At 46.4% G+C, this 23,054-nt stretch carries 17 protein-coding genes; 14 read left to right on the top strand and 3 right to left on the bottom strand.

Going from position 1 to position 23,054, the window contains the following annotated elements; genetic code table 11:
• Positions 1–74: 74 nt before the first annotated feature.
• Positions 75–1,655, bottom strand: a complete 1,581-nt coding sequence (locus AB4Z45_RS13455) for an FAD-dependent oxidoreductase (RefSeq protein ID WP_441909812.1) — start codon at positions 1,653–1,655, stop codon at positions 75–77.
• Positions 1,656–1,842: 187 nt separating this feature from the next.
• On the opposite strand from AB4Z45_RS13455, the gene AB4Z45_RS13450 reads away from it, so the two are divergent.
• The 3 genes from AB4Z45_RS13450 (at position 1,843) to AB4Z45_RS13440 (ending at position 4,566) form a co-directional block, all read left to right on the top strand.
• Positions 1,843–2,877: a phosphotransferase gene (locus AB4Z45_RS13450; RefSeq protein ID WP_441909811.1), complete on the top strand. Its 1,035-nt coding sequence runs from the start codon at positions 1,843–1,845 to the stop codon at positions 2,875–2,877.
• Positions 2,858–3,601 (top strand): glycerophosphodiester phosphodiesterase, encoded by a 744-nt coding sequence (locus tag AB4Z45_RS13445; protein WP_441909809.1) that lies wholly within the window; start codon positions 2,858–2,860, stop codon positions 3,599–3,601. Before AB4Z45_RS13450 ends, AB4Z45_RS13445 begins: the two co-directional genes overlap by 20 nt.
• Positions 3,602–3,699: 98 nt before the next feature.
• Positions 3,700–4,566, top strand: a complete 867-nt coding sequence (locus AB4Z45_RS13440) for a MurR/RpiR family transcriptional regulator (RefSeq protein ID WP_076270167.1) — start codon at positions 3,700–3,702, stop codon at positions 4,564–4,566.
• 291 nt (positions 4,567–4,857) lie between these two features.
• On the opposite strand, the gene tlp is transcribed toward AB4Z45_RS13440, so the two are convergent.
• Complete coding sequence (tlp, locus tag AB4Z45_RS13435; protein ID WP_076270030.1) at positions 4,858–5,073, bottom strand: small acid-soluble spore protein Tlp; 216 nt, start codon at positions 5,071–5,073, stop codon at positions 4,858–4,860.
• 552 nt (positions 5,074–5,625) lie between these two features.
• Here tlp and AB4Z45_RS13430 point away from each other — a divergent pair.
• The 11 genes from AB4Z45_RS13430 to AB4Z45_RS13380 all read left to right on the top strand — a co-directional run bounded on the left by AB4Z45_RS13430 (position 5,626) and on the right by AB4Z45_RS13380 (position 21,334).
• Positions 5,626–7,017, top strand: coding sequence for an ABC transporter substrate-binding protein (locus tag AB4Z45_RS13430; RefSeq protein WP_441882796.1), 1,392 nt, complete (start codon positions 5,626–5,628; stop codon positions 7,015–7,017).
• A 101-nt stretch (positions 7,018–7,118) separates the two neighbouring features.
• Positions 7,119–10,013, top strand: coding sequence for an extracellular solute-binding protein (locus AB4Z45_RS13425; RefSeq protein WP_441909807.1), 2,895 nt, complete (start codon positions 7,119–7,121; stop codon positions 10,011–10,013).
• A 15-nt stretch (positions 10,014–10,028) separates the two neighbouring features.
• Positions 10,029–10,982 carry a carbohydrate ABC transporter permease gene (locus tag AB4Z45_RS13420; protein WP_144376841.1) on the top strand — a complete coding sequence of 318 codons (954 nt, stop codon included), beginning with the start codon at positions 10,029–10,031 and terminating at the stop codon, positions 10,980–10,982.
• A 2-nt stretch (positions 10,983–10,984) separates the two neighbouring features.
• On the top strand, positions 10,985–11,857 hold the full coding sequence (locus tag AB4Z45_RS13415; RefSeq protein ID WP_441909806.1) for a carbohydrate ABC transporter permease: 873 nt from the start codon (positions 10,985–10,987) through the stop codon (positions 11,855–11,857).
• 20 nt (positions 11,858–11,877) lie between these two features.
• A complete protein-coding gene (locus AB4Z45_RS13410) occupies positions 11,878–13,941 on the top strand; it encodes a YIP1 family protein (protein ID WP_441909805.1) in 2,064 nt (687 codons plus the stop codon).
• A 4-nt stretch (positions 13,942–13,945) separates the two neighbouring features.
• Positions 13,946–16,501, top strand: coding sequence for a DUF5696 domain-containing protein (locus AB4Z45_RS13405; RefSeq protein ID WP_441909804.1), 2,556 nt, complete (start codon positions 13,946–13,948; stop codon positions 16,499–16,501).
• 2 nt (positions 16,502–16,503) lie between these two features.
• A complete protein-coding gene (locus AB4Z45_RS13400) occupies positions 16,504–17,406 on the top strand; it encodes a carbohydrate ABC transporter permease (protein WP_076270024.1) in 903 nt (300 codons plus the stop codon).
• A gap of 15 nt (positions 17,407–17,421) precedes the next feature.
• Positions 17,422–18,417: a carbohydrate ABC transporter permease gene (locus AB4Z45_RS13395; RefSeq protein WP_441909803.1), complete on the top strand. Its 996-nt coding sequence runs from the start codon at positions 17,422–17,424 to the stop codon at positions 18,415–18,417.
• A 98-nt stretch (positions 18,418–18,515) separates the two neighbouring features.
• A complete protein-coding gene (locus AB4Z45_RS13390; protein WP_441909802.1) occupies positions 18,516–19,199 on the top strand; it encodes an N-acetylmannosamine-6-phosphate 2-epimerase in 684 nt (227 codons plus the stop codon).
• 18 nt (positions 19,200–19,217) lie between these two features.
• On the top strand, positions 19,218–20,276 hold the full coding sequence (locus AB4Z45_RS13385) for a DUF4855 domain-containing protein (protein WP_441909800.1): 1,059 nt from the start codon (positions 19,218–19,220) through the stop codon (positions 20,274–20,276).
• The gene (locus tag AB4Z45_RS13380) at positions 20,273–21,334 is read left to right on the top strand and encodes a Gfo/Idh/MocA family protein (protein WP_441909799.1); all 1,062 of its coding nucleotides are present in this window, start codon (positions 20,273–20,275) and stop codon (positions 21,332–21,334) included. The genes AB4Z45_RS13385 and AB4Z45_RS13380 overlap by 4 nt, the downstream gene beginning before the upstream one ends.
• A gap of 90 nt (positions 21,335–21,424) precedes the next feature.
• Here the strand turns inward: AB4Z45_RS13380 and AB4Z45_RS13375 are convergent, their stop codons facing one another.
• Entirely contained in the window at positions 21,425–22,963 is a 1,539-nt protein-coding gene (locus tag AB4Z45_RS13375; RefSeq protein ID WP_441909798.1) for a DUF4127 family protein, read from the bottom strand.
• Positions 22,964–23,054: the final 91 nt, after the last annotated feature.

Below are 23,054 nucleotides of genomic sequence, written 5' to 3'. Positions count from 1 at the left end.
AGCAGTAGTGTACCAGCAAGCGGATCGTTTTTCCATAAATTTTATGAAAAGAGGATAATATTTTTATTTTCTATCTATTGCTTTAAATTTTCTGGCCAATGAGTCTCAATGCCTTGATTTTGAATAAGCGTTAAAAAAGCTTCCAGATGCTGCTTATATTCTCGTACTTCATGCGGGGTGACTTGATTTATAATGGAGTAAGCGGCTAAATAACCTGCAGATTCACCGATGTTCCATTCGGTTGGATGCAGCCGGTAGCAGCCGTTTGTAATTTGAGTGGTGCCAATATTTTTACACGCAGGGAGCAAATTTTTCATCCGAACAGGGAGGAGGGCTCCGAGCGGAATTTCGTATGGCAAGCTGGGAATGTAGAAGCCGCGATTGGATTTTGTTGTTGTGTGGAGATCTAGATGATAACTTCCGACGCCTACACTGTCCTCATATCGTTTGATCCCTTGATCCCCCCTGATTTCGAGGCTGACATCATGCTCCGTAATCGTATACTGCGCCTTTATTCTGCGAGATTCCCGTATATAAGGATGTTTGGCAATACCATCTTCTGTTCCAACAATGTCACCGCGAAGTCGAAGGCCTGGATAACCAATGCCTCCATCTGGACGCGGTGCTTCCGTTTGCAGCCAATAAACGAGCGATAGACTTTGCTGACGCGCACTCTTCAAATGTTTTTGTTTTTCTTCCTCAGTTACCTCATAAATAGGTCCTAAATAATAATCGTTTTGTGCCCAGTTAATTAAAGTGATATCGCTTTCAAACGAGCCTTCTTTAAACAAAGAACGGTCAATAATGCGCCTGTAAGACCAGAAGGGCATGGGTTCTTTCCCATCGGGCATGAAGATAATTTCTTTGTCCTGGCACGGATCATGAATGTCTCCCATTTTCCAGCCGAACAGCGGGAAGCGTGAATGCGCAGGAATGAAGCTTCGCCAAAAGTCATACTGCTCTGGTTTCTCAATCGTATAATCCGCGTTCTCCATGTGATCCAAAGCAAATACAAACGTAAAGGATTGCATATCAAGGGAATCGGCCTGCTCGAGCGCATGTGGCTCTCCCGTTTCAGCTTTCGCTTCAGCTCCTGATACATACTCTGCACCGGCAAGAGGAAGAAGGTCGCCGCATTCGGTCGCGTCCAAATAGTAGGAGCCCTGCAGCTTCTTCATTTCACCTGAGGTGATATGTTTGACAAGGACAGATTCAATCAGGTCTTCGTTTGTTTCAGCGGACTTTAATTGATAGCCGAGTAGAATTGTTATTTTTCCACTGCTGATATGAGGAGCAAGCATGGTCTCAAGCACATGAAGCGCGGCTTTTGGTTCATGGCAAAGTCGGCTGACCCAGCCGTTTCCTGGGTTTAGGCGATCATTGTTTTTGGCGTCTTCTACTAAGGGATAGTTTTCCTTGTAATAACGGCGAATACGGTCGCGAAATTCACGATATGTACGGGTGCAGCCGAAGCTTTCAATCCAAGGATGCTCGTCGGGAGGAACGGCTTGACTAGTCAACTGCCCGCCAATCCAATCTGTTTCTTCCGTAACAATCACCTTCATGCCTAACTTAGCTGAGGATAGTGCAGCCATGCATCCGCCAAGCCCTCCGCCAAGTATAATGATGTCAGCCGTAATCGATTGTTGTTCCATTCGAGTCCCGCCCTTCTAGAATTGAATGAAAATTTGCTATATCGTAACACGAGATAGAGATTATATCCACCAATTATGATATTATTAAAAAAAATATCTTTTTCAAAATTCTGGCAGGCCATAAAGCCTATATCCGAACATTATTTTAAATTGTGAAAGTTAATTGAAGGAAAGAGGAGGGATTCTATTGCCTCAAGAGATCAATATGCAATGGGTTACGAGTCTTTGTATTCATTACGAGATTGGAGAGCCGCTCATTCAGCCAAGTCCGGTCACTGGCGGTTTGCTTCATCACATGTGGAAGCTCAGCACAACAGAAGGCCAATTCGCCTTGAAAATATTAAACCCTGAAATTATGGCAAGAGCAGGTGTCTTGTCCAACTATTTGCTCTCGGAGCGTATTGCAGCAGCCGCAGCAAGTTCAGGTATACCTGCCGTCTTAGCAAAGACGGTTAATAATGACATCATTACTCAGGTTTCTGGTGTGGATGTTATGCTGTTTGATTGGATTGACGGAGCTGTCATTACTCCCGCTGATTGCCGCAGGGAACACGCGAGTGTAATTGGAGCTTTGCTTCATAAGATTCACAGCTTGAATTTCGAGGAGCAGCAAAGTCCACTCTGGACCTCCTTTGGGCAGGACTACTGGAGGAAATTGATAGATGATGGGCTCAGGACAGCGACGCCATGGGCGCAGCAGATGGATGCTGGATTCAATGACTTGTTAGAATGGAATCATCAGTATCAGCAAGCCAGCCAGATGTTGAACAATAGCCAGTGCTTCAGCCATCGCGATTTAAATCCGAAAAACGTCGTTTGGAAGGACGGTCTTCATCCGCATATTATTGACTGGGAAGCAGCTGGCTCAACAAATCCAACAATGGAGCTGCTTGATGCTGCCTTAAGCTGGAGCGGGATGGATACGGGACACGTCAATAAAGAGACTTTTATGACGATGCTAGGCGCATATCAAAAGGCCGGTGGGACAGAGCTAACGCATGTGAAGGAAGCTTTCTACGGCAGAATGGGCAGCATGCTCGAATGGCTGGAGTACAATATGAGACGTTCGCTGCACACAGATATTTTCGGTGATTCGGAGCAGCAGCTTGGCAATGAGCAGGTGCTGTTGACCTTCTCGTCCTTAAAGGAAATGTCAGCAAATATTGATGAGTGGATGGAATGGATAGAGGAGAGGGATCAGAATGAAACCAGCAATCAATAAAAAACTTATCGTCATTGCCCACCGAGGTGCGGCCGGGTATGCACCCGAGAATACGATAGCGTCATTTCAGCTTGCGATAGAGATGAAGGCTGATTTCTTGGAACTGGATATTCAGCTTACTAAGGATGGGCAGCTTGTTGTTATTCATGATACAGAGGTTGATCGTACGAGTAATGGCAAAGGCAAGGTGCTAGACTTTACGATGGCTCAGCTGAGTAAACTGGACGCAGGAAGCTGGTTTAATGCGAAATTTGAAGGTGAACGAATGCCAACACTATCAGAGGTATTCACCTTATGCAAAGGGAAGATCGGTATCTTAATCGAGATTAAGGCGCCTTGGCTGTATCCGGGGATAGAGCAAAAGTTAGCCGAAGAGCTGCTTGCTCACGGCATGCTGGATGAAGATCCTGCCTCTATTATTGTTCAATCTTTTGATCAGAGCTCTGTGAAGCGATTTAGTGCTATTATGCCCCAGGTTCTAGTTGGTTTGCTCGTTTATCAGTCTGAAGATGTAACAGCAGAGAAGATTCAAGAAACAGCCGTGTATGCAGATTATGTGAACCCGAGCTTGAATCTCGTTACAAAAAGTTTCGTAGACACCATTCATGCTTTAGGCAAAAAAACGACGCCTTGGACGGTTCGCTCGGCAGCGGAAGTGCCGCCATTGCTTGATTTTAACGTTGATGGCATTATTACCGATTATCCTGATTATGTGAAGCGATAGGAATTAATCAGGAGTTTTGAGAGTATGTCATTTATTGTAAGCCAAGAATAGATCATCTAAACTATTGAGATAAGTATACTATGAAGCGAGCTGATACGATGAAGATGGCAGGTCAAAAAATTAACCAGTCCAATACGCTTTTGTTGATTTCGAGTATATATACTTCCTTGACCAAAGCGGAGAAAAAAGTAGCCGACTATGTGAAATCAAATCCCGAGGAAGCGGTTATGGCGACGGTAACCGATTTATCTGAGCAGGCGGGGGTAGGCGAAACGTCCGTTATTCGTTTTTGCCGCAAGCTAGGCTTCCGCGGTTATCAAGAGTTTAAGCTTTCTATTGCGCAGGATTTGGTCAACCGTCCGTCGTACTCGACCGTTGAAATAGAAGAAGAAGACAGCACGCTGACGAAGGCAAGAAAAATTACGCTTCGCAACGAAATGATGCTGAAAAATACGCTTGATCTAATCAATCCGGCGGATTTGGACAAAGCAGTCCATCGGATGCTCGCAGCGGACAAAATTTATATTTTTGGAGTAGGATCATCCGGTATTACAGCACTTGATCTTCATTATCGACTGATGCGAATTGGAATGAATGTGGAGGCGCATAGGGATTCCCATATTATCGCGATGTCTGCATCGCTCGTGAAGAAAGGGGAAGTGGTGTTTGGCATATCAACCTCGGGAAGCACGAGAGATTTGGTAGATCCGCTGCGCCAAGCGAGAGCTAATGGAGCTGAGGTGATTTGCTTGACAAGCCATATGCGTTCTCCGATAACAGCACATGCCGACACCATTTTATTGGTGCCCTCACGTGAGATGCCTACCGAAGGCGGTTCTTGGTCAACAAAAATTACTCAGGTACATTTATTGGACATTTTGTGCAATTTGTTGTCTCATAAGAAAAATAATGCCACAGAAGCTTTGGAGAAGACGGCTCGCTCCGTCGTAGACAAGCTGTATTAATCGACAGGGCCGTCTTTCAATCATATCGCAAAGCCTATTAAAAATAGGGCTGTCTCAAAAACGTTTAGCTTCTGAAGGGATTGCTCACATGAAAAATAGCCGTACAGGAGAGCTATTCCTGTATGGCTATTTTTCTATTCTGGTCTATATTTGCTTGCAACATCAGATTGTGGGCAGGCGAAAGCCACGGCCTCTAGACTTGGCTTAGGCAAGCCGCGAAGCAGAAAACGCCGAAATCCCCGGTTATTCTTGATATGTCCGAATACACTGCTTTAGGGAATCGAGTTTACTTTATTGCCCTGCTTCATCCTGCTTCTCCGCTGCGAAAGATTGGATGCTTTCTTTGCGGCGCTCGTTTTTAGCTTCGATCGATTGCTGCTGATCCGAAGATAATTCATCTGCAAATTCATTTAAGTACTGTTCTGCTTCTTGCAAATTTTCTTTTGTGTTGTTAATATGCTGCTGCAAATGAGCGGCATTATCTTCTCTGTTGTCTGGTTTAGCCATTTGTAATCCTCCTCTCTGTGCAGTAGTCCTTCTTAAGATGTCCGACAAGCACCGAAATTATGCCAATAGAGAGCGCTGACAGCTAATGTTTAAATTTTCTGACAATATAGAATAAAGGCATATTTTTTTAATATATAAATTAATAGTGGAGATAAAATCCATTGTGTGATAGCTTAAAAAAGGATTCACCCGTAAAAGGACGAACCTTTTAAAATACGATTTTTCCAAACGGTTTTAAAGTAGATTTACGAATAAAAGAATTTTCTTTCAGAAAAAATAAAATTATTGAAAAATTCCTCCAGTGATGATATGTTGTAAACAGGAAAGATCATCACTTTCTGGAAGGATTTATAGCATCTCATTATTGGTGGACTACCATGACAATCACATAAAAAGTAAGCCGAAACCTTCCAAGTAAGTGGGGCATGAAGGCATCGATGCGGGGTTGGAACTTGAACTGATAACAGGGAGGGATGACCAAACAGCAGTTGATCGCAGCAAATGTAGAGTAAGCATGAGCTCTTGCATTTCATCCATTGGAGGGGTAAAGCTATGCGGAAAATAAAATGGTTTGCAATGGTTTTATTGGCGGTTACGCTCGTTTTTGTATCGGCATGCAGCAAGGGCACCAATAACGGAAGTGAGAAAGCGACGAACAAGCCTACGAATGATACGACTGCCGAAACGGCAGCTCCGACAGAAGCTCCGCCTGTAGAGCCGGTTATCGACATGAACGGCGAGACGTTGAAAATTATTCACTGGGTCGACGGACCGTCAGAGGATACGCCGGAAGGTGCAGCGACACTGGAGAAGTGGCGAGCTGCCGAGAAGAAATATAATGTGAAGATCGTGTGGGAGAAGGTGCCTTGGGGCGAGAACATCAAAATGGTTACAAACGCCGCGCTTTCTGGTGAGTCAGCAGCCGATATCGTACCTTTGGATTACTATTTTGCAGTGCCGGCCATCAATCAAGGATTGTTTATGCCGGTGGATGATTTCTTCAATTTTGATGATCCCAAATGGCCTGCAGGCTTGAAGCAGCACGGTGCGGTCAATGGCAAAATGTACGGCTTTACCTCCAATATCAACAACGCCTCTGGTCTCTACTACAATAAAACATTATTTGAGCGCGAAGGTCTTCCAGATCCGCATGATTTGATCGCTCAAGACAAATGGACATGGGACGCTTTCCTAGACATCGCCAAAAAAGCGACAAAAGATACGAACGGCGACGGTGTAATCGACCAATGGGGCGTCACCAATATCGTCGGAAATCTATCGCGCATCTTGATTCACTCCAACAACTCCTCCTTTATTACACTCAAAGACGGCAAAAACGTCTTCAACTATGACGATCCAAACCTGCTAGAAGCACTTCGCTTTTTTAGTGATCTGTTTAATGTGCATAAAGTCGTCGCTCCTAACAAAAACGAGAATTTCGAGGATTACAATGAGTCGCAAACGTTATTCAACTCCGGTAAAGCCGCAATGGTGACTGGTGAAGTGTGGGAAGGCGCAACAAGAACAACAATGACCGATGAGCAAGGTTTTGTTTATTTCCCTAAAGGTCCAAAAGCAACAACATGGCAAGGCAGCATTGAAAACTACGTGCAGTTCTATATCCCTGCCATCGTTAAGAGAGCAAAAGAGAAAGCTTATATTTGGGAACAAATTCAAATGTGGGATCGCGTAGAGCCGATTAACCGCGAGGAAGCGGAGAAGCAGCTGCTTGCTGATGAAAGCGATATTGAAGTGATGCTCGATTCTCTGAAATATGCACAGCCTATTTTTCTGCCGCTAGGCGGAGCTTTAAGCGATATTTCCTATTCGATTGCCAATCGCGGCGAGTCGCCAGAGACAGTGCTTGAGCGAAATAAACAAATTGCACAGGATGCGATTGATAAGGATTTGAATACACAAACAACAACAAAGGCAGCACAATAAAGGATGAGACTAGATTGATAAAACAGCATCGCAGGGAATCCCCATTAGGGATTCCCATCCTTTTATATGGACGACCATTTAAAGAGGAATGAGGGGTTCGCATGCTGAAGGTAACCAGGAAAACAAAGAGAGTGGTTGGCGCACTGCTGGCTCTGGTCCTATGCCTGACAATCGTCTCCATTTATCCTGCAAGCCGCTCCTCAGGCAGCGATCATATACTGGAGTCTACTCATGCGGCATCAGCCTTATTGGAGAAGAAATTAGCAGACCTTCCTTCAGCAGGAAATCGCTATGAAGAGTATGCAGCTGAGTATGCAAATGAGCCGCATCCATCGATCAATCAAACAATTGAAGCCGAATCCTTTGCTGCGATTGAGGGTATGAATGCTGAAAAAATGGAAGTTTACGACGGTGCCGAGACGCCAGTCGTTGAAACGGAAGATTCAGGTGTGATTCATTGGGATGTTGATGTGCCAGAAGACGGATTATATCATATGGCTTTGCGCTATTTTCCGGTGGAAGGCAACACTTCACCCATTGAGAGAGAGCTGCGTATCGACGGTGAAGTTCCTTTTGAAGAAGCATCCAGACTTGTTTTCTCACGGGTATGGCGCAATGAGCTGGCCGAGCTGGAGCAGGATGCCAAGCAAAATGATTTGCGGCCGAGACAAGTTGAAAGCCCGCAGTGGCAGGAGAGAGTAATGCGAGATGCGGAAGGTTATTATCGTGAGCCGTTCTCTTTTTATCTATCCAAAGGCCAACATCGAATTTCACTCGTTTCTCTAAGAGAACCGATGATTATAGACTATTTGAAGCTTTACCAGCAAGAAGAAATTCCTCCCTATGAGAAAGTAGCGCAAGGGTATCAAGAGCAAGGCTATAGTGCGACGAACGGCTTGTTTATTAAGCTTCAAGGCGAGGACGCCGCGTTCAAATCAAATCCCTCATTGTATCCGCTGAATGATCGCTCCAGTCCTGGCACGGAACCCTATCATGTATCAAAAATTAGAATGAATACAATCGGAGGCGTCAACTGGAAAATTCCTGGACAGTGGATTTCGTGGAACCTTGATATTCCAGAAGACGGGCTTTATGAATTTGGCCTTAGATACAAGCAAAATACGGTCAGAGGCGTGAACGTGGTTAGAGAGCTTTCCATCGACGGAAAAATTCCGTTCAAGGAGGCGGAAGCTATCCCTTTCCGTTATGACGGCGCATGGCAGATTGGAATGCCTGGCGAGGATGGCAAGCCGTACTTATTTTATTTGACCAAGGGGAAGCATGAAATCAAGCTGGAGCTGACGATGGGCGACCTCGCTGAAATTATTCGAATGGTGCGTTCCAGCATCCAGCAGCTCAACGCATTGTATCTCAAAATCATCATGATCACTTCGGCTTCACCAGACCCTCTTCGCGATTACGAGCTGGAGAAAAAAATTCCTGAGCTGCAAAAGGTGTTTAAGGAGCAGAGCGAGTTTCTTACCGCCGCAGCAGATCGGATGGATGAGCTGGTTGGCGGCACGAGCGCCAGCACGACGATTTTAAGAACAACCGCCTATCAATTGAAGGATATTGGGAGCCGTACCGAGACGTTGACCTCACGGCTCAAAGGCTTCAAGGATAATGTGACCGCCCTCGGCACTTGGCTGCTTACCGTAAATCAACAGCCGCTTGAAATCGATTATTTGTTTTTCAAATCGCAGGATGTACCTGTGCCGAAGGTCAGTACTGGAATCATCGGGAAGTCTGTACATGAAGTGATGTCCTTTGCTAGATCGTTTTCCGAGGATTACAGCCACATCAGCAACGTCAAGCAAGGAGACAAGGAAGTAACCGTGTGGATTGCAGCAGGAAGAGATCAGGCTCAGCTGCTTCGGTCTATGATTGACAACACCTTTACGCCGCAAACGGGCATTTCAGTTAATTTACAGCTCGTGAATCCAGCAGTCGTTCTGCCTGCAACGCTAGCGGGGAAAGGCCCGGATATCGCGCTGACCCAAGGCGATGTAATCAACTTTGCGATGCGGAACGCGCTTCAGGATTTATCCAGCTTCCCGGAATTTGAACAGGTTAAGGACCGGTTTATGGATAGCGCTTTCGCAAGCTTTAAGTATCAGGACGGCGTGTTTGCTCTACCAGAAACACAATCGTTCCCAATGCTTTTCTATCGCAAAGATATTTTGGAAGAGCTGCATTTGGACGTGCCGCAAACATGGGAGGATATGTACCGTATCATTCCCGAGCTCCAGAAGCACAACATGGATTTGGCGCTGCCGCAAAATATTGTGTTTGAATCGATGCTCTATCAAAATGGCGGCCAATATTACCAGAAAGACGGTATTGCAACCGACCTTGATTCAGCTATTGGCATAGAGTCGTTCCAAAAGTGGACGGAGCTGTATACCAACTATAAGCTGCCAATTGAATTTGATTTCATTAACCGTTTCCGTACAGGCGAGATGCCAATTGGTATTGCGGATTATACCACGTTCAATTTCTTGACGATTTTTGCCCCGGAAATTAGAGGCCAGTGGAGTTTTGTCGCGGTACCGGGCACGAAGAGCGAGGCGGGGACGGTTCGCCACGACACACTTAGCTCAGCTACAGGCACAGTGATGTTTAAAGACGCCAAAAATAAAGAGGCAGGCTGGGCGTTTATGAAATGGTGGACGGACACGGAGGCGCAGGTCACGTTTGGGCGTGAGATGGAAGCGATATTAGGGGAATCGGCGCGATATGCAGCTGCGAATTTAGAAGCTTTGCAGCGTCTTCCATGGTCAGCAAAGGAAATGAATCAGCTGGTTGAGGAGCTGAACTGGGTCGTCGGCAGACCTGCTGTCCCAGGCGGCTATTCACTCGATCGGCACATCTATAATGCCTTTTACGAGGTGTACACCGACGGCAGCGAACCGCGGGAAACGCTGGAAAACTATGTCCGAACGATCAATCAGGAAATTACGATCAAGCGCGAAGAATTTGATTTGCCGACAAAGTAGAAGGGAGGGGTCCATATGATTCAGCTTGTTAAAAAAAGCAAGTTAAAATTGGACAGCAAAACGCTGCGGCCGCGGTTGAATCTGAAGTGGAAGGAAGTTTCGAAGAACAAGGTTTTATATGCCATGATTGCACCGTTCTTTCTGATCTTCTTCACCTTTACCGTCCTTCCCGTCTGCTTATCGCTGCTGGTCAGCTTCACTAACTTTAATATGCTGGAGTTTCCGAAGTGGGTAGGCTGGCGCAATTACGCTCAATTGTTCGTAAGGGATGATGTGTTTCTAATCGCTTTAAAAAACACGCTGATCTTCGCCGCAATCACAGGACCTGTCAGTTATATCGCCTGTTTTGTGCTCGCGTGGATTATTAATGAGTTTCCGCCAAAGATTAGAGCTTTTGCGACGCTGGTTTTTTATGCGCCTGCCTTGTCAGGGAGCGCCTTTATCGTGTGGACGCTCTTGTTCAGCAGCGATTCCTATGGATATATCAATGCTTTCCTGCTCAAGTGGCATTTGATATTGGAGCCCATCCTTTGGCTCAAGACACCAAAATATATTCTTCCGATCATCATTATCGTACAGCTTTGGCTCAGCCTTGGAACGAGTTTTCTTGCCTTTATCGCAGGGCTGCAAGGACTTGATAAAACGTTATTCGAGGCGGGTGCGATCGATGGCATACGCAACCGCTGGCAGGAGCTTTGGTTCATTACGCTTCCTTCAATGAGGCCGATGCTGATGTTTGGTGCGGTCATCCAAATTACAGCTTCCTTCGGCGTTGCGGAGGTAGCGACTGCGCTTGCTGGGTTCCCAAGCGTGAAGTATGCGGGCCATACGATCGTTACGCATTTAATGGATTACGGCTCCATTCGCTTTGAGATGGGATACGCCTCAGCTATTGCGACCGTGCTGTTCGCAATGATGCTCGGCTCCAATCTCATCGTACGAAGGCTGCTGGCGAAGGTCGGTGAGTAGCGATGATCACAATTCGTCTAAGAAAAAAAAGAATAAGCCGCTCATGGATGGGCGATATCTTTCTGTTCTTGCTGCTTGCAGCAGTAGGCTATTTTATGGCAATGCCGCTCGTATTTGTGATCAGCAATGCATTCAAGCCGATTAACGAAATTTTGAAGTTTCCGCCTGATTTTTTGGTCAAAAATCCAACATTCACTAACTTTACGGACTTATATCATCTGCTTTCCGGCTCATGGGTGCCTTTTACTCGTTACATTTATAACACTTTTTTTATTGCGATTGTTGGTACGGTCGGTCATGTGCTCATTGCTTCCCTCGCAGCTTATCCACTGGCGAAGCGGAAATTTCCGGGAAAGGGATTCCTTTTTACCATTGTAGTCCTATCGCTAATGTTCTCAGCTACGGTTACTCAGATTACGAATTACATGACGATGTCATGGCTCGGTTTTCTGGATACCCACTGGGCGGTTATTATTCCGGCAATTGGCTCCTCGCTTGGGCTGTATCTTATGAAACAGTTTATGGAGCAAATACCGGATGCGCTGCTCGAAGCTGCACAGATTGATGGCTGCAGTGAAGTTCGCATTTTCTGGAGTGTCGTTATGCCTGTCGTCAAACCTGCATGGCTTACGCTAGTTATTTTCTCTTTCCAAGGTTTATGGGGGGCAGGCGGAGCAGCGGGCTCGATGTACATTTACAGCGAGCAGCTCAAAACAATTGATTACGCGTTAAGTCAAATTCTGGCGGGAGGCATCGCACGAACGGGTCCTTCGATGGCAGCAACATTGCTGCTGCTCACCGTTCCGATTCTCATCTTTGTGCTATCGCAGAGCAGCGTTATTCAAACGATGTCAACCTCCGGCATGAAAGAATGATGGGAAAGGGGAGGCTTACGTTGAATCGATTATGTAAATTGCTGCTGCTCTTCCCACTAATGCTGATCCTGGTTGGCATTTCGGTTCCGGTCTATGCTGCGCCATACGATGGCTACAATTATTCGTGGTGGGGAGATCCTGAGCCAGCGCCTGTGCCGTACTTGCCAGTGAAGCAAATCGGCGGGGAGCAGTTAAGCTCCGGACCATTCAAATCGCCAGAGGATTTGTTCATCACCGCTGACAATCAGATCTATGTCGCGGATACAGGGAATAACCGCATCGTAGTGCTTGATGAGCAAGCAAGCGTAATTCAGACGATTGATGCTTTTGTGAATGGCAATAAAGAGGATCGCTTCTCAGCTCCGCAAGGGATCTTCGTACATTCAAATGGACATTTGTTCATTGCCGATACAGGAAACAAACGCATTGTTGAACTAACGAAGGAAGGCGAGCTGGTACGCGTCATTGGCGCTCCGGAGAGCGATGTGCTGGGCGGGAACTTTGTCTATGAGCCGATCAAGCTGGTCGGAGATTCAGCGGGTCGTTTATATGTTGTCGGAAAAGGCGTGTTCAATGGCATTATGCAGTTTGATTCCGGCGGCAAGTTCTCAGGGTTTATGGGGGTCAATAAAGTACGCTACAGTGCCGCGGATTTGTTCTGGAAGCGCGTCATGACGAAGGAGCAGCGTTCCAAAATGGTGCTCTTTATCCCTGTCGAATTCAACAACGTCGATATTGACAGCGAGGGCTTTGTTTATGCTACGACAAGCGAGGCATTCTCGGATACACCAGTTAAGCGGTTGAATCCATCTGGAACGGACGTGCTGAAGAGAACGGGCTACCAGCCGCCAAAAGGCGATATCCGATTCCGCATGGGAGGCACACGGCCCGGAACATCAGCTATTCAAAGCGTCGCGCTTGATCGAAATGGGATTTACAGCATTTTGGATAGTACGCGAGGGAGAATCTTTACGTACGACAGAGAAGGCAAGCTGATGTATATTTACGGACTGCTTGGTGAGCAGGTTGGCACGTTTAAGACGCCAACCGACATTGACATGTTAGGCGAGAAGATGATTGTGCTGGATAAAGGCTTGAATCAGCTGGTCATGTTTGAGCCAACGCGCTATGGAAAGGTGATTCGAGAAGCCGTTATTAATAATGATATTGGCGAGGAAGAAAAGTCGGTCGAGAAATGGCGCGAGGCTTTGCGCTTAAACAACAATCTCGAAATCGCCTATTTGGGGATCGGGAAAGCGGAGCTCAGACAGGGACATAATTACGAAGCGATGAAGCATTTTGAGCTGGGCATGCACACGCAATATTATTCACGGGCTTTTGAACGTTACCGCAAGGATTTCATGTGGGAGCATTTCGGGAAAATTGCGGCAGTAGCGATAACAGCAGTCGTTCTGCTCATCGCTGCGAGAGTGCTTATCAAGCGCAGAACAGCTGAGCCTGGCGTAGTGGGAATGGGCTGGTATACAATCTTCCATCCGTTTAATGGATTCTGGGAGCTGAAGTTTGAGCGAAAAGGGAAGATCTGGTTTGCTTTGCTGCTGCTGCTTATTCTCTCTCTTCTCTATGTGCTTAAAAGGCAGTTTACCGGCTTTATCTTTAATCCAACGGTCAATGCAGAGAATGTAAACGTGCTTGATGAGATTAAATTTATTGTGCTCCCGTTTTTTCTATGGTGCATCGCCAACTGGTCGATGACGACGCTGATGGATGGCGAGGGGAAATTCAAAGAAATTGTAATGGCTACCGCCTATGCGCTTATTCCAGTTGTGCTGATGCAAATTCCGCTTATTTTATTGTCCAATGTCATTACGATTCAGGAAGGCTCCTTCTATCGATTGCTGGAGTCAATCGGCTTCTTGTGGTTTTTTGGATTGTTATTTGTCGGTATGCTTACCGTTCATCAGTATACGGTGGGGAAAACGGTCATTACGATGCTGCTAACGATGCTTGTGATGGGCATCATTATCTTCTTAGGCTTGCTTTTCTTCAGCTTAGCGCAGCAGATGCTTTCCTTCGCGGCTACGGTATACAAAGAAGCGATGTTTAGACTAGGGGAGGGATAATGCCATGTCAAAGCACAATACACGGAAATGGGTGGCATTATCCCTGCTGCTTGCGATGCTGTCGCTGCCGGCTTGCACATCGGGAACGGTTAACAGTACCCTTACATCCGGGACGCCGAGTAAAGATGCCGCGGCAACGGATGCTTCGCTTCGTGCACTGGACGCATCCGCTCAAGTGGAGCCTCGAATAGAAGGTCTTGATCCGGTGCTGGAGAATGATGCGCTTCGGCTTTATATCAGCAAAGCTACTGCTGAAATCGCGGTCGTGGATAAAAAAAGCGGGAACATTTGGCGCTCGAATCCTGACAGCACGGAGGATAAGCTTGCTTCACCTTATTTAAAGGGGAAATTATCCTCCCAAATCTCTTTCGTTTACCTCACGAAGAGCGGTCAGAACAAGGATTATGACAGCTATAACAACAGCGTGAAGTATAATCAGTTTGAAATTAAGCAAGCGGATAATGGGGTGACGGTCACCTATCAGTTCGGTGATCCGCAGAAAGGGCTCGAGTCCATACCGCAGAAGATAAGCAAGGAGCGGTTCGAAGAAAGATTGCTGAAGCGATTGGAAGATCCAGCGGATCAAGAACAGCTGAAGGTTAGATACAAGCTAAATGAGGAGCAGGGTATTTACGAACGCCGAGAAATACCAAAAGCTGTCGTGAAAAAGCTATTGGCAATTTTTGAGAAGGCGGAATATACGGAAGAGGATTTTGCTATCGATAATGGTGAGGGAGACGGCGGTGGAGCAGCTGAAGAATCGGTTAAGCCGAAATTTTCAGCAGCGATTGAATACACATTGGATGGCAGAGATTTAATCGCTTCAGTGGATACGTCGACCATCACTGAAGATACTCCGCCTTATCGGATACATTCGATCAGTCTTCTTGAAAATTTCGGAGCTGCGGGCCAGAAGGATGACGGCTACCTCTTTCTTCCTGACGGGTCGGGAACACTTATTAGGTTCAACACTGGAAATATTCAAGCGCAGCCTATCCTGATTCCGATTTACGGTGAAGACAGCTCGATCTATGTAAATGAAAAGTTTAATACGCTTGAACCAAACCGGTTGCCGGTATTCGGAATGAAAAAGAACGATGCTGCTTTTCTTGCCATTATTGAGCAGGGGGAAGCGCTCGCCAAGCTTTCCGCGGATATAAGCGGGCGATTGCATGAGTTTAATACGATTGCTGCCCAGTTCATTATTTTGCCGAAGGACGAGGTGCGTTTAAGCAATAACGAGATTATGCACAAAACGCCAAAGGAGACGTACAAGGGGAATTTGAAAATTCGTTATTCCTTATTAAGCGGCGATGAGGCTGATTACTCGGGCATGGCAGCAAGCTATCGCACTTATTTGGAGAAGGCGGATGGGCTAACAAAGCTGAAAGCAGAAGGAGATGCGCCATTTTATATGGAGCTTGTTGGCAGCATCCCAAAAAAGAAAAACATGTTAGGTTTTCCATATGAGGCTCTTGTGCCTTTAACGAATTTGAAGGAAGCTGAGCAGCTCGTTGATCAGCTTCACGGCAAGCAAATACAAAATATACGGCTGAGTTACAAGGGCTGGTTTAATGAAGGCTTAAATCATACGATAGCTTCGAATATCGACATGGATAACGTGATAGGGAGCAAAGGCGATTGGCTGCGATTAGCGGAAAAGCTGCAGAAGAGCGGAGGCGGGTTTTATCCGGATGCTGCCTTCCAGCATATCTATCAGAATTCCGGGAAATTTAGCCCGAGCAAAGACTCTGCCCAGTACATTTCTCGGCGCTATGCGAAAATTTATGAGTTCGATCGCGCAGCATATTTTCGGCATAACGAGCTGTTGTCACACTATTTGTTGACTCCAAGAAAGCTAAGTTCAACGGTCAGCGGTTTTCTGTCTGATTTCAAGAAGCTGAATCCTGGAGCTATTTCCTTAAGGGATCTGGGCTCTGAGCTTCATTCGGATTTCCGAAGAAATGCAGAGGTGACAAGAGAGGACGCAAAACGAATCGTTACAGATCAGCTCGAAGCCATTTCGGAGATGTCTCCAAGCATAATGGTCAATGGCGGCAATGCTTATGTGCTTCCGTATGTATCGCATATTCTAAACCTGCCGCAAAAAAGCAATGAATACCAGCTAGCCGGTGAGTCGATACCGTTTAACCAAATGGTGCTGCATGGTTATATCGAATATGCGGGAAAAGCATACAACATGGCTGACGAGCAAGACATTCGGGAAAGTGTACTGCGCTCGCTTGAAACGGGATCAAATGTCTACTTTAGCTGGTTCTATGCGGAGCCGTCCGTCCTTAAGGACACTCGATTCAGTTATCTTTATTCGAATGATTATGAGCAATGGTTTGATGAGGCTGTCGACGCTTATGGCGAAGTGAATGCAGTGCTGCGGCAGGTCCGCGGTCAGAGCATGATCAAGCACGAAAAGCTGGCGGAACGCACTTACAAAACCGTGTATGAGAGCGGCTTAACGGTTTATGTAAATTACAGCGATGCCGTTGTGCATACGGATGGTGTGAGCATTGAAGCCCATGATTACATCGTTAAGGGGGGATAAGGATGTCGAAGAGACGAACACTGAGCTTGGAGCGCAAAAAGGAAATATACGGCGTGTTGTTCGTAACCCCTTGGCTGCTTGGATTCGTACTGCTGATGGTTATCCCATTCGTCCAGTCGCTTCAATTCAGCTTCCATAAGCTGACGCTAAATTCGGAAGGCTACTCGCTTCAATATGTCGGCCTTGAAAATTATCGCAACATCTTTTTCGTTGATGCCTGGTACGTTCGTTCCTTAACGGAAGCCGTTACGGTGATGGCATTAAACGTACCGCTCATTATTTTTTTCAGCTTATTTACAGCCACATTATTGGTGCAGAAATTCAGAGGGAGAATGCTTGCGAGAGCGATCATATTCCTGCCAGTCGTGTTAGCCTCAGGGGTTATAGCTAAGCTTGATAACGGCAATTTTCTAGCTCAAATGATCGGCTCCGCTTCAACCGACATGGAGGGCAACTATTCTGGACTGCGAAGCATTGAGCTTAGGCCGCTGTTATTCCAAGCCGGTCTTAGCCGGGACATTGTGGAGTATTTGACGAGTGCGGTTGATCGAATCTACCAGATCATCAGCTCGTCTGGCGTCCAGATACTCATTTTTTTAGCGGGGCTGCAGTCGATTTCACCCTCTCTTTATGAAGCGGCGAAGATGGAAGGGGCCACAGGTTATGAAGCCTTCTGGAAAATAACGTTTCCAATGATTTCGCCGCTCATTCTGACGAATGTGGTGTATACCATCATCGATTCCTTCTATGACAATAAAATGACGCAAATGATTCAGGACGCAGCTTTTGGTCGATTGGACTTTGGCGTCAGCTCGGCGATGTCGTGGATTTACTTTCTAGTCATCTCGATCATTCTAGTCGTATCGACGTATCTGATTTCGAAGCGTGTATTCTATTATGACTAACAAGGAGGAAGAGATATGGATGCTGAGACAAAGGTGAAAAGCCGCATCTCGGACTCTGCCTTAGTGCGGGCCGCAACGAGCTGGTACGATCGCCATAGCCCAGTTGAGAAAGCGAAGCATTGGCTTTGGATATTCATCCGTTCCGTACTCATCGTCGGGATTTGTTTTATCATTTTGTATCCGATCATTACGAAGCTTTCCATCGCGTTGCGCGACAAGCAGGATATGTTCGATGCAACCGTCGTTTGGCTGCCGCGGCATTTTACACTGGATAATATCAAAATCGTCATGGGTTATTTAAAATATTCGGAATCCGTCACTAACACGCTGCTGCTCAGCCTTGGGACGTCGCTGCTTCAACTTGCTTCCTGCGCACTGGCTGGGTATGGCTTTGCAAGGCTCAAGTTCCGGGGCAGCGCCATTTTGTTCGGAGTCGTCATCTTCACCATCGTTGTGCCGCCGCAAACGATTATGGTTCCTACGTATTTGCATTATCGCTTTTTTGATGTGTTTGGGCTTTATCATCTGTTCACAGGAAAAGATGGCGTGAATCTGCTGGAGAGCTTCTGGCCTTTCTTTATTTCTTCGGGGCTTGCGATGGGCTTGAAAAACGGTCTGTATATTTATATTTTCCGTCAATTTTTTCGCTCGCTGCCGAAGGATTTGGAGGAGGCTGCGTATGTGGACGGAGCGGGCATTCCGGGTACCTTTGCAAGAGTCATGCTGCCTAATGCTGTACCTGCGATAGCTACGGTCATGCTGTTCTCGTTCATCTGGCAATGGAATGACAGCTACTTTGTAAATCTCTTTGCGCCAAATTATACCCTTCTAGCAAGAATGCTCGATTTGCTGCCTGGCGCTGTTCGACCCGAATATGTTGGAGGTATTTCTCATACATCTTTATATTTGAACACTGGTACACTGCTCGGCATTTTACCGATCTTCATTCTTTATTTATTCGCACAAAGATACTTTGTAGAAAGCGTAGAGCGCACAGGATTGGTAGGCTAGCGATTATTCGGGCAACCGTACTTACGATTGGAGGGTTCTGCAATGAACGATGCCATAGGAGTAGATAGCGAGGGGCTCTTGGATAAGCAGGTGACCCTATGATCCCACCATTAATTGCCGGACTAAAAAAAGGATTTATCGTATCCTGTCAGGCGCTTGAGCATGAGCCATTGTACGGCTCCGATATTATGGCTGCGATGGCAGCGGCAGCGGAATCCGGAGGGGCATCAGCTATCCGTGCCAATACGCCGCAGGATATTGCCGCTATCAAACGCAAATGCAAGATTCCGGTTATCGGACTATATAAAAAACATTATCCCGATAGCGATGTCTACATTACTCCAACCTTGCTAGAGGCAGGAGAAGTGATTCGAGCGGGTGCTGACATCGTGGCTATAGACTGTACTTCCATGCCGAGGCCAGGAAACGAGAAGCTGGATCATGTCCTTGCTGCTATTCGTAAAAAATTCCCTGATACGCTGATCATGGCGGATATTTCTACATTTGAGGAAGGCGTTTCCGCTATGAAGCTTGGCGTAGATGTCGTCTCTACGACGATGTCGGGTTATACGCCACAAAGTCCGAAGCAACAAACTCCTGATTTTGAGTTGATCGGGAAATTAGCTGCGCTTGGTCAGACACCCGTTTTTGCGGAAGGAAGAATATGGTCGATCGAGGATTGCTTGCGCTGCTTTGACGCTGGCGCGCACGCTGTCGTAATCGGAACTGCTATTACAAGGCCGCAAGAGGTTGTGAGACGTTTTGTAACGAGCATCAAGTAATGAGTAGGAGGCAGCGATATGGAGCGATCGGATAGTGGAGCTTTTCTTCGTTCAGGGGAACAAACGGCAGGAATAAACAACCTGATGTTGTTTTATAACGGTCATTATAAAAACGATGCGGGCGTATGGAGGAAAGAACAATTTATTCCCTATATCAGCTACATCGATGCTGAAGGCAAGCCGCTCGAATGGCTGTTTGACGGGGCTTTGTTTCTAGCCAAGTGGTCTTATTCCTCAAACGGATTTGAAGAATCAGAGGAGCATCCAAACGATCAAAAAGACTGGCAATGGTACTTGGATAAGACCTTTGCAGAATCAGGTGAACTGTCGGCATTAAATGAAGCGATGGAGGAAGTTGCTCTAAAATTAGCAGACCCAGAGCATAAAATGAAGGTTGTGCTCATGATTCCCTATCCGGCTCCGAATCAACAAAACTTTGGAGAAATAAGCGATGACAACAAATCGCTTTGCTTCGATCATACGATTGTTTCTGCACTAGAAGCGACTCGAAATAAACAAAAAGCGCTTGAGTGGTATATTGGTCAACTTCTAGAGCGCTGGGAGAATGCTAACTTGCCCTTTCTCGAGCTGAAGGCGCTCTATTGGATGAATGAAGCTGTGAATACGAGCGTTCCCTACGAGGAAGGGCTGATTGGCTGGACGGGAGATCTGGTTCGCGCGAAAGGGTTGAAATTTTTCTGGATTCCCTATTACAGGGCCAGCTTGTATTGGAAATGGAAGGAGCTAGGCTTTGACGCAGCAGCAATGCAGCCTAATCACTTTTTTACTAAGACAGGCGAATCGAGAGTCGGGATCGCAGCCAACATGGCCAAACAAGCCGGCATGGGCGTAGAGATCGAGGTCGATTCTCGGGTTTTTGAAAGCAATGGCGATTTTCGCGCAAAATATGAAAATTATTTGGCAGGCGGCGCGAGATATGGTTATAGCGGGGATGTATTTAAAGGTTATTATCAAGACGTCAAGCTGCTCTTTGATGCAGCATATGCGGAGGAGCCGGAGAAAAGGGATATTTATGATTTGACCTATCAATTTATAAAGGGGCGTTATAAACGATGACAAAAGTGAATATTGGCGTGATCGGGGCAGGTTCTATTTCGGAGGTTCATCTGAATGCGTATGCAGGCAATCCAGAAGTTAACCTTTATGCCATATGTGATTTAAACGAAGAACGGGCCCAAAACAAAGCGAGTAGATTTGGCGCGCAGAAGGTGTACACCGACTACCGCGAGCTGCTTGCAGATCCAGCAATCGATGCAGTGAGCATTTGCACATGGAACAACTCGCATGCTGAAATTAGCATTGCTGCCGTAGAGGCCGGCAAGCATGTGCTCGTGGAGAAGCCGCTTTGCAAAACCGTTGCAGAAGCGGAGCGGGTAGAGCAAGCGGTGAAAAATAGCGGCAAGGTTTTGCAGGTTGGTTTCGTGAGGCGCTACGGCTCGAATACGGACGTTTTGCAGCGTTTCATCAGTGCAGGTGAGCTCGGCAGCATTTATTATGCAAAGGCGACTTGTTTGCGAAGGTTAGGGAATCCAGGTGGTTGGTTCTCTGACAAGGAGCGTTCGGGCGGGGGGCCTTTAATCGATCTTGGCGTACACATCATTGATTTATGCTGGTACTTAATGGGCAAGCCGAAAGTAAAGTCGATCAGCGGCAATACTTATCGTCAGCTAGGGAATCGGGCAAATGTCCAAAATCTATCGTTTTACAAAGCATCCGACTATGATTCCAGCAAAAACACCGTTGAGGATCTGGCAAACGCGCTTATCCGTTTCGACAACGGGGCATCACTTTTGGTTGATGTAAGCTTTACGCTGCATGCCAAAAAAGATGAGATTACCGTCAAAATTTTTGGTGACAAAGGCGGCGCCGAAATCGAGCCGGAGTTGTTCATCGTTGCGGAGAAACATGATACGATTCTGAACATTACGCCGCAGGTTGACCAGCTAGGCTTTGATTTCGCCAGCGGATTCCAAAATGAAATCAACCATTTCATCGAAAGCTGTCTCGGAAGAAAAGAGACCTTAAGTCCAGTACAAGATGGTCTTGAGGTGATGAAAATGCTGTGCGGCATATACGAATCAGCAGAGAAGGGTGAAGAAATTCAGTTCAGCTGAGCTTTAAAGGATTAATAAAAATGCTGTTCCATCGGGCAAGCCTAGGAACAGCATTTTCAGATCTGATGTTGATGGCTTGCGAGCGCTGTATTATAAGGATAAATCGACTTCAAACATGCGATTCCAAGGGAGATCGGCTTTTAATTCGTCGATCCTGCCCTCAGCGAGTTCAGCTAAATAATCATTGCAGAAGCGCTGCAGCTTTTGGGTGATGAGCTGAGATACATGCTCTTTAACTTGGCTCACATCGAAGTAGTTGGCTCCGAGCTCTGGCAAGTGATGAGCGACTTCCTGTCTTACGATTGTTTGATAACCCCAATCTTCAATCAAACGATAAAGCATGAAATGCTCGCTCATTTGTGTGCTTGATTCTTGGTTATTGCTTTGTTGGCGATAGTAGGAAGCTACGATGGCATGCGCTATCACCGTTCCGAGTGTATTGCCGGACGTATTCCAGCCGGCGTAAGCGGAGAGGCGGGAAATTAGGTTTTTCTTGGATAACAGCTTTAAGAGGCTATTATCGGCGCCATTGCATGAAGCGACATCCGCCAGTGCAACCATGGCCCCTTTATTAGCTATCGCTTCAATCGCCGTAACGAATTCAGCTATATGTACCTCAGAGAAGTAGGAACGGTGACGATCCCGGTATAAATTTGGTGATTCAGCTGCATCATGCGAAGACACTGGAGGAGAATGTACCATGAGTACAAAATCGGCTGTCATCGAGGAATCACCCATGAAGGCGCCTCCTGAAGTTAAGTGAGATTTTATGCTTTCATTCAGACTGCGATCCTCGTATTTCGGAATGATCGTTGGCCCAAGTGTCGAGGAGTAGCGAACAAAAACTTCAGGTTGATATTTTTTGATCGAGCAAAACACCTTGGCGAATAAGATGCTTCCTATTTCGTCAGCACCAGGGTAAATAAGCACATTATCCATGAGATTGTACTGCTCTAACGAGATAAGAAGCTTGCGCTGCTCCATCGGACTGAAGCCGTATTTCGAATTATCGTCCAGAGGAATAACAAGATGATCAATGATGCCGGATTGTACGATCGTGATAATGTGTTCATTCACTTGTGAGTTCGTTTCTCTGCGCTGTAGAAAGTCATTTAGAATGGCGCTTGGTATAGAGGTATGAAGCTGAAGCCATTCGTTTTGTTCATCATCGTTCAGCAGCTCGGAGGTCTGCTTGTCTTTTAACCAGCCATAGCGATAAATCGAGTGTCCATAATGCGCGTAATAATCAGGTTCCTCGTCACTGCTGTTGTATGCTGGGGCTCTCATAATTAAATTGAACGCATAAATGCGAAGTGCGGGATTGCGCTGCTTCAGCTGCTCAAGCAGTTGGAGACGTTCCATGCATGCTTGAAGCGATAATTGATGCAGACGGGAAGGAACAATGCCGCCGTAAACGAGCATATCAACGGAAAGAATCAAGTAGTCTGCATCAACAGCTTGCTGAAGCAGCCAGTCATGTACCCCTTCATAGCGGGCAGGCTGTTTCTTTCTTCCGAGCAATTCTAGTGGCGGAGCGACGAGCGAGAGATCGCTGATTGCAGCTATCATTTGTGGGAATTTTGCATTGCAAGGACGTTCGTCTAGCGGAAGGTAAACGACTTTACTCATACAATGACCTCCAGTTATGGATAAATGATGAATTACACCTATTATACATCAAGCAGAGTGAATGGAATATTTTTTTATAGAAATAATTTAA

Source organism: Paenibacillus sp. MCAF9 (assembly GCF_052114265.1).
In the GTDB taxonomy this organism is placed as follows: Bacteria; Bacillota; Bacilli; order Paenibacillales; family Paenibacillaceae; genus Pristimantibacillus.
Note: the sequence above shows the minus strand (reverse complement) of the source record. Positions and strands in the feature narration are given on the sequence as shown.

Excerpts from the sequence above, each read along its gene's own strand:
- AB4Z45_RS13415 (WP_441909806.1), top strand. The coding sequence starts at position 10,985 with ATGATCACAATTCGTCTAAGAAAAAAAAGAATAAGCCGCTCATGGATG.
- AB4Z45_RS13425 (WP_441909807.1), top strand. The coding sequence starts at position 7,119 with ATGCTGAAGGTAACCAGGAAAACAAAGAGAGTGGTTGGCGCACTGCTG.
- AB4Z45_RS13405 (WP_441909804.1), top strand. The coding sequence starts at position 13,946 with ATGTCAAAGCACAATACACGGAAATGGGTGGCATTATCCCTGCTGCTT.
- tlp (WP_076270030.1), bottom strand. The coding sequence starts at position 5,073 with ATGGCTAAACCAGACAACAGAGAAGATAATGCCGCTCATTTGCAGCAG.
- AB4Z45_RS13395 (WP_441909803.1), top strand. The coding sequence starts at position 17,422 with ATGGATGCTGAGACAAAGGTGAAAAGCCGCATCTCGGACTCTGCCTTA.
- AB4Z45_RS13375 (WP_441909798.1), bottom strand. The coding sequence starts at position 22,963 with ATGAGTAAAGTCGTTTACCTTCCGCTAGACGAACGTCCTTGCAATGCA.
- AB4Z45_RS13400 (WP_076270024.1), top strand. The coding sequence starts at position 16,504 with ATGTCGAAGAGACGAACACTGAGCTTGGAGCGCAAAAAGGAAATATAC.
- AB4Z45_RS13455 (WP_441909812.1), bottom strand. The coding sequence starts at position 1,655 with ATGGAACAACAATCGATTACGGCTGACATCATTATACTTGGCGGAGGG.
- AB4Z45_RS13445 (WP_441909809.1), top strand. The coding sequence starts at position 2,858 with ATGAAACCAGCAATCAATAAAAAACTTATCGTCATTGCCCACCGAGGT.
- AB4Z45_RS13420 (WP_144376841.1), top strand. The coding sequence starts at position 10,029 with ATGATTCAGCTTGTTAAAAAAAGCAAGTTAAAATTGGACAGCAAAACG.
- AB4Z45_RS13390 (WP_441909802.1), top strand. The coding sequence starts at position 18,516 with ATGATCCCACCATTAATTGCCGGACTAAAAAAAGGATTTATCGTATCC.
- AB4Z45_RS13380 (WP_441909799.1), top strand. The coding sequence starts at position 20,273 with ATGACAAAAGTGAATATTGGCGTGATCGGGGCAGGTTCTATTTCGGAG.
- AB4Z45_RS13385 (WP_441909800.1), top strand. The coding sequence starts at position 19,218 with ATGGAGCGATCGGATAGTGGAGCTTTTCTTCGTTCAGGGGAACAAACG.
- AB4Z45_RS13430 (WP_441882796.1), top strand. The coding sequence starts at position 5,626 with ATGCGGAAAATAAAATGGTTTGCAATGGTTTTATTGGCGGTTACGCTC.
- AB4Z45_RS13440 (WP_076270167.1), top strand. The coding sequence starts at position 3,700 with ATGAAGATGGCAGGTCAAAAAATTAACCAGTCCAATACGCTTTTGTTG.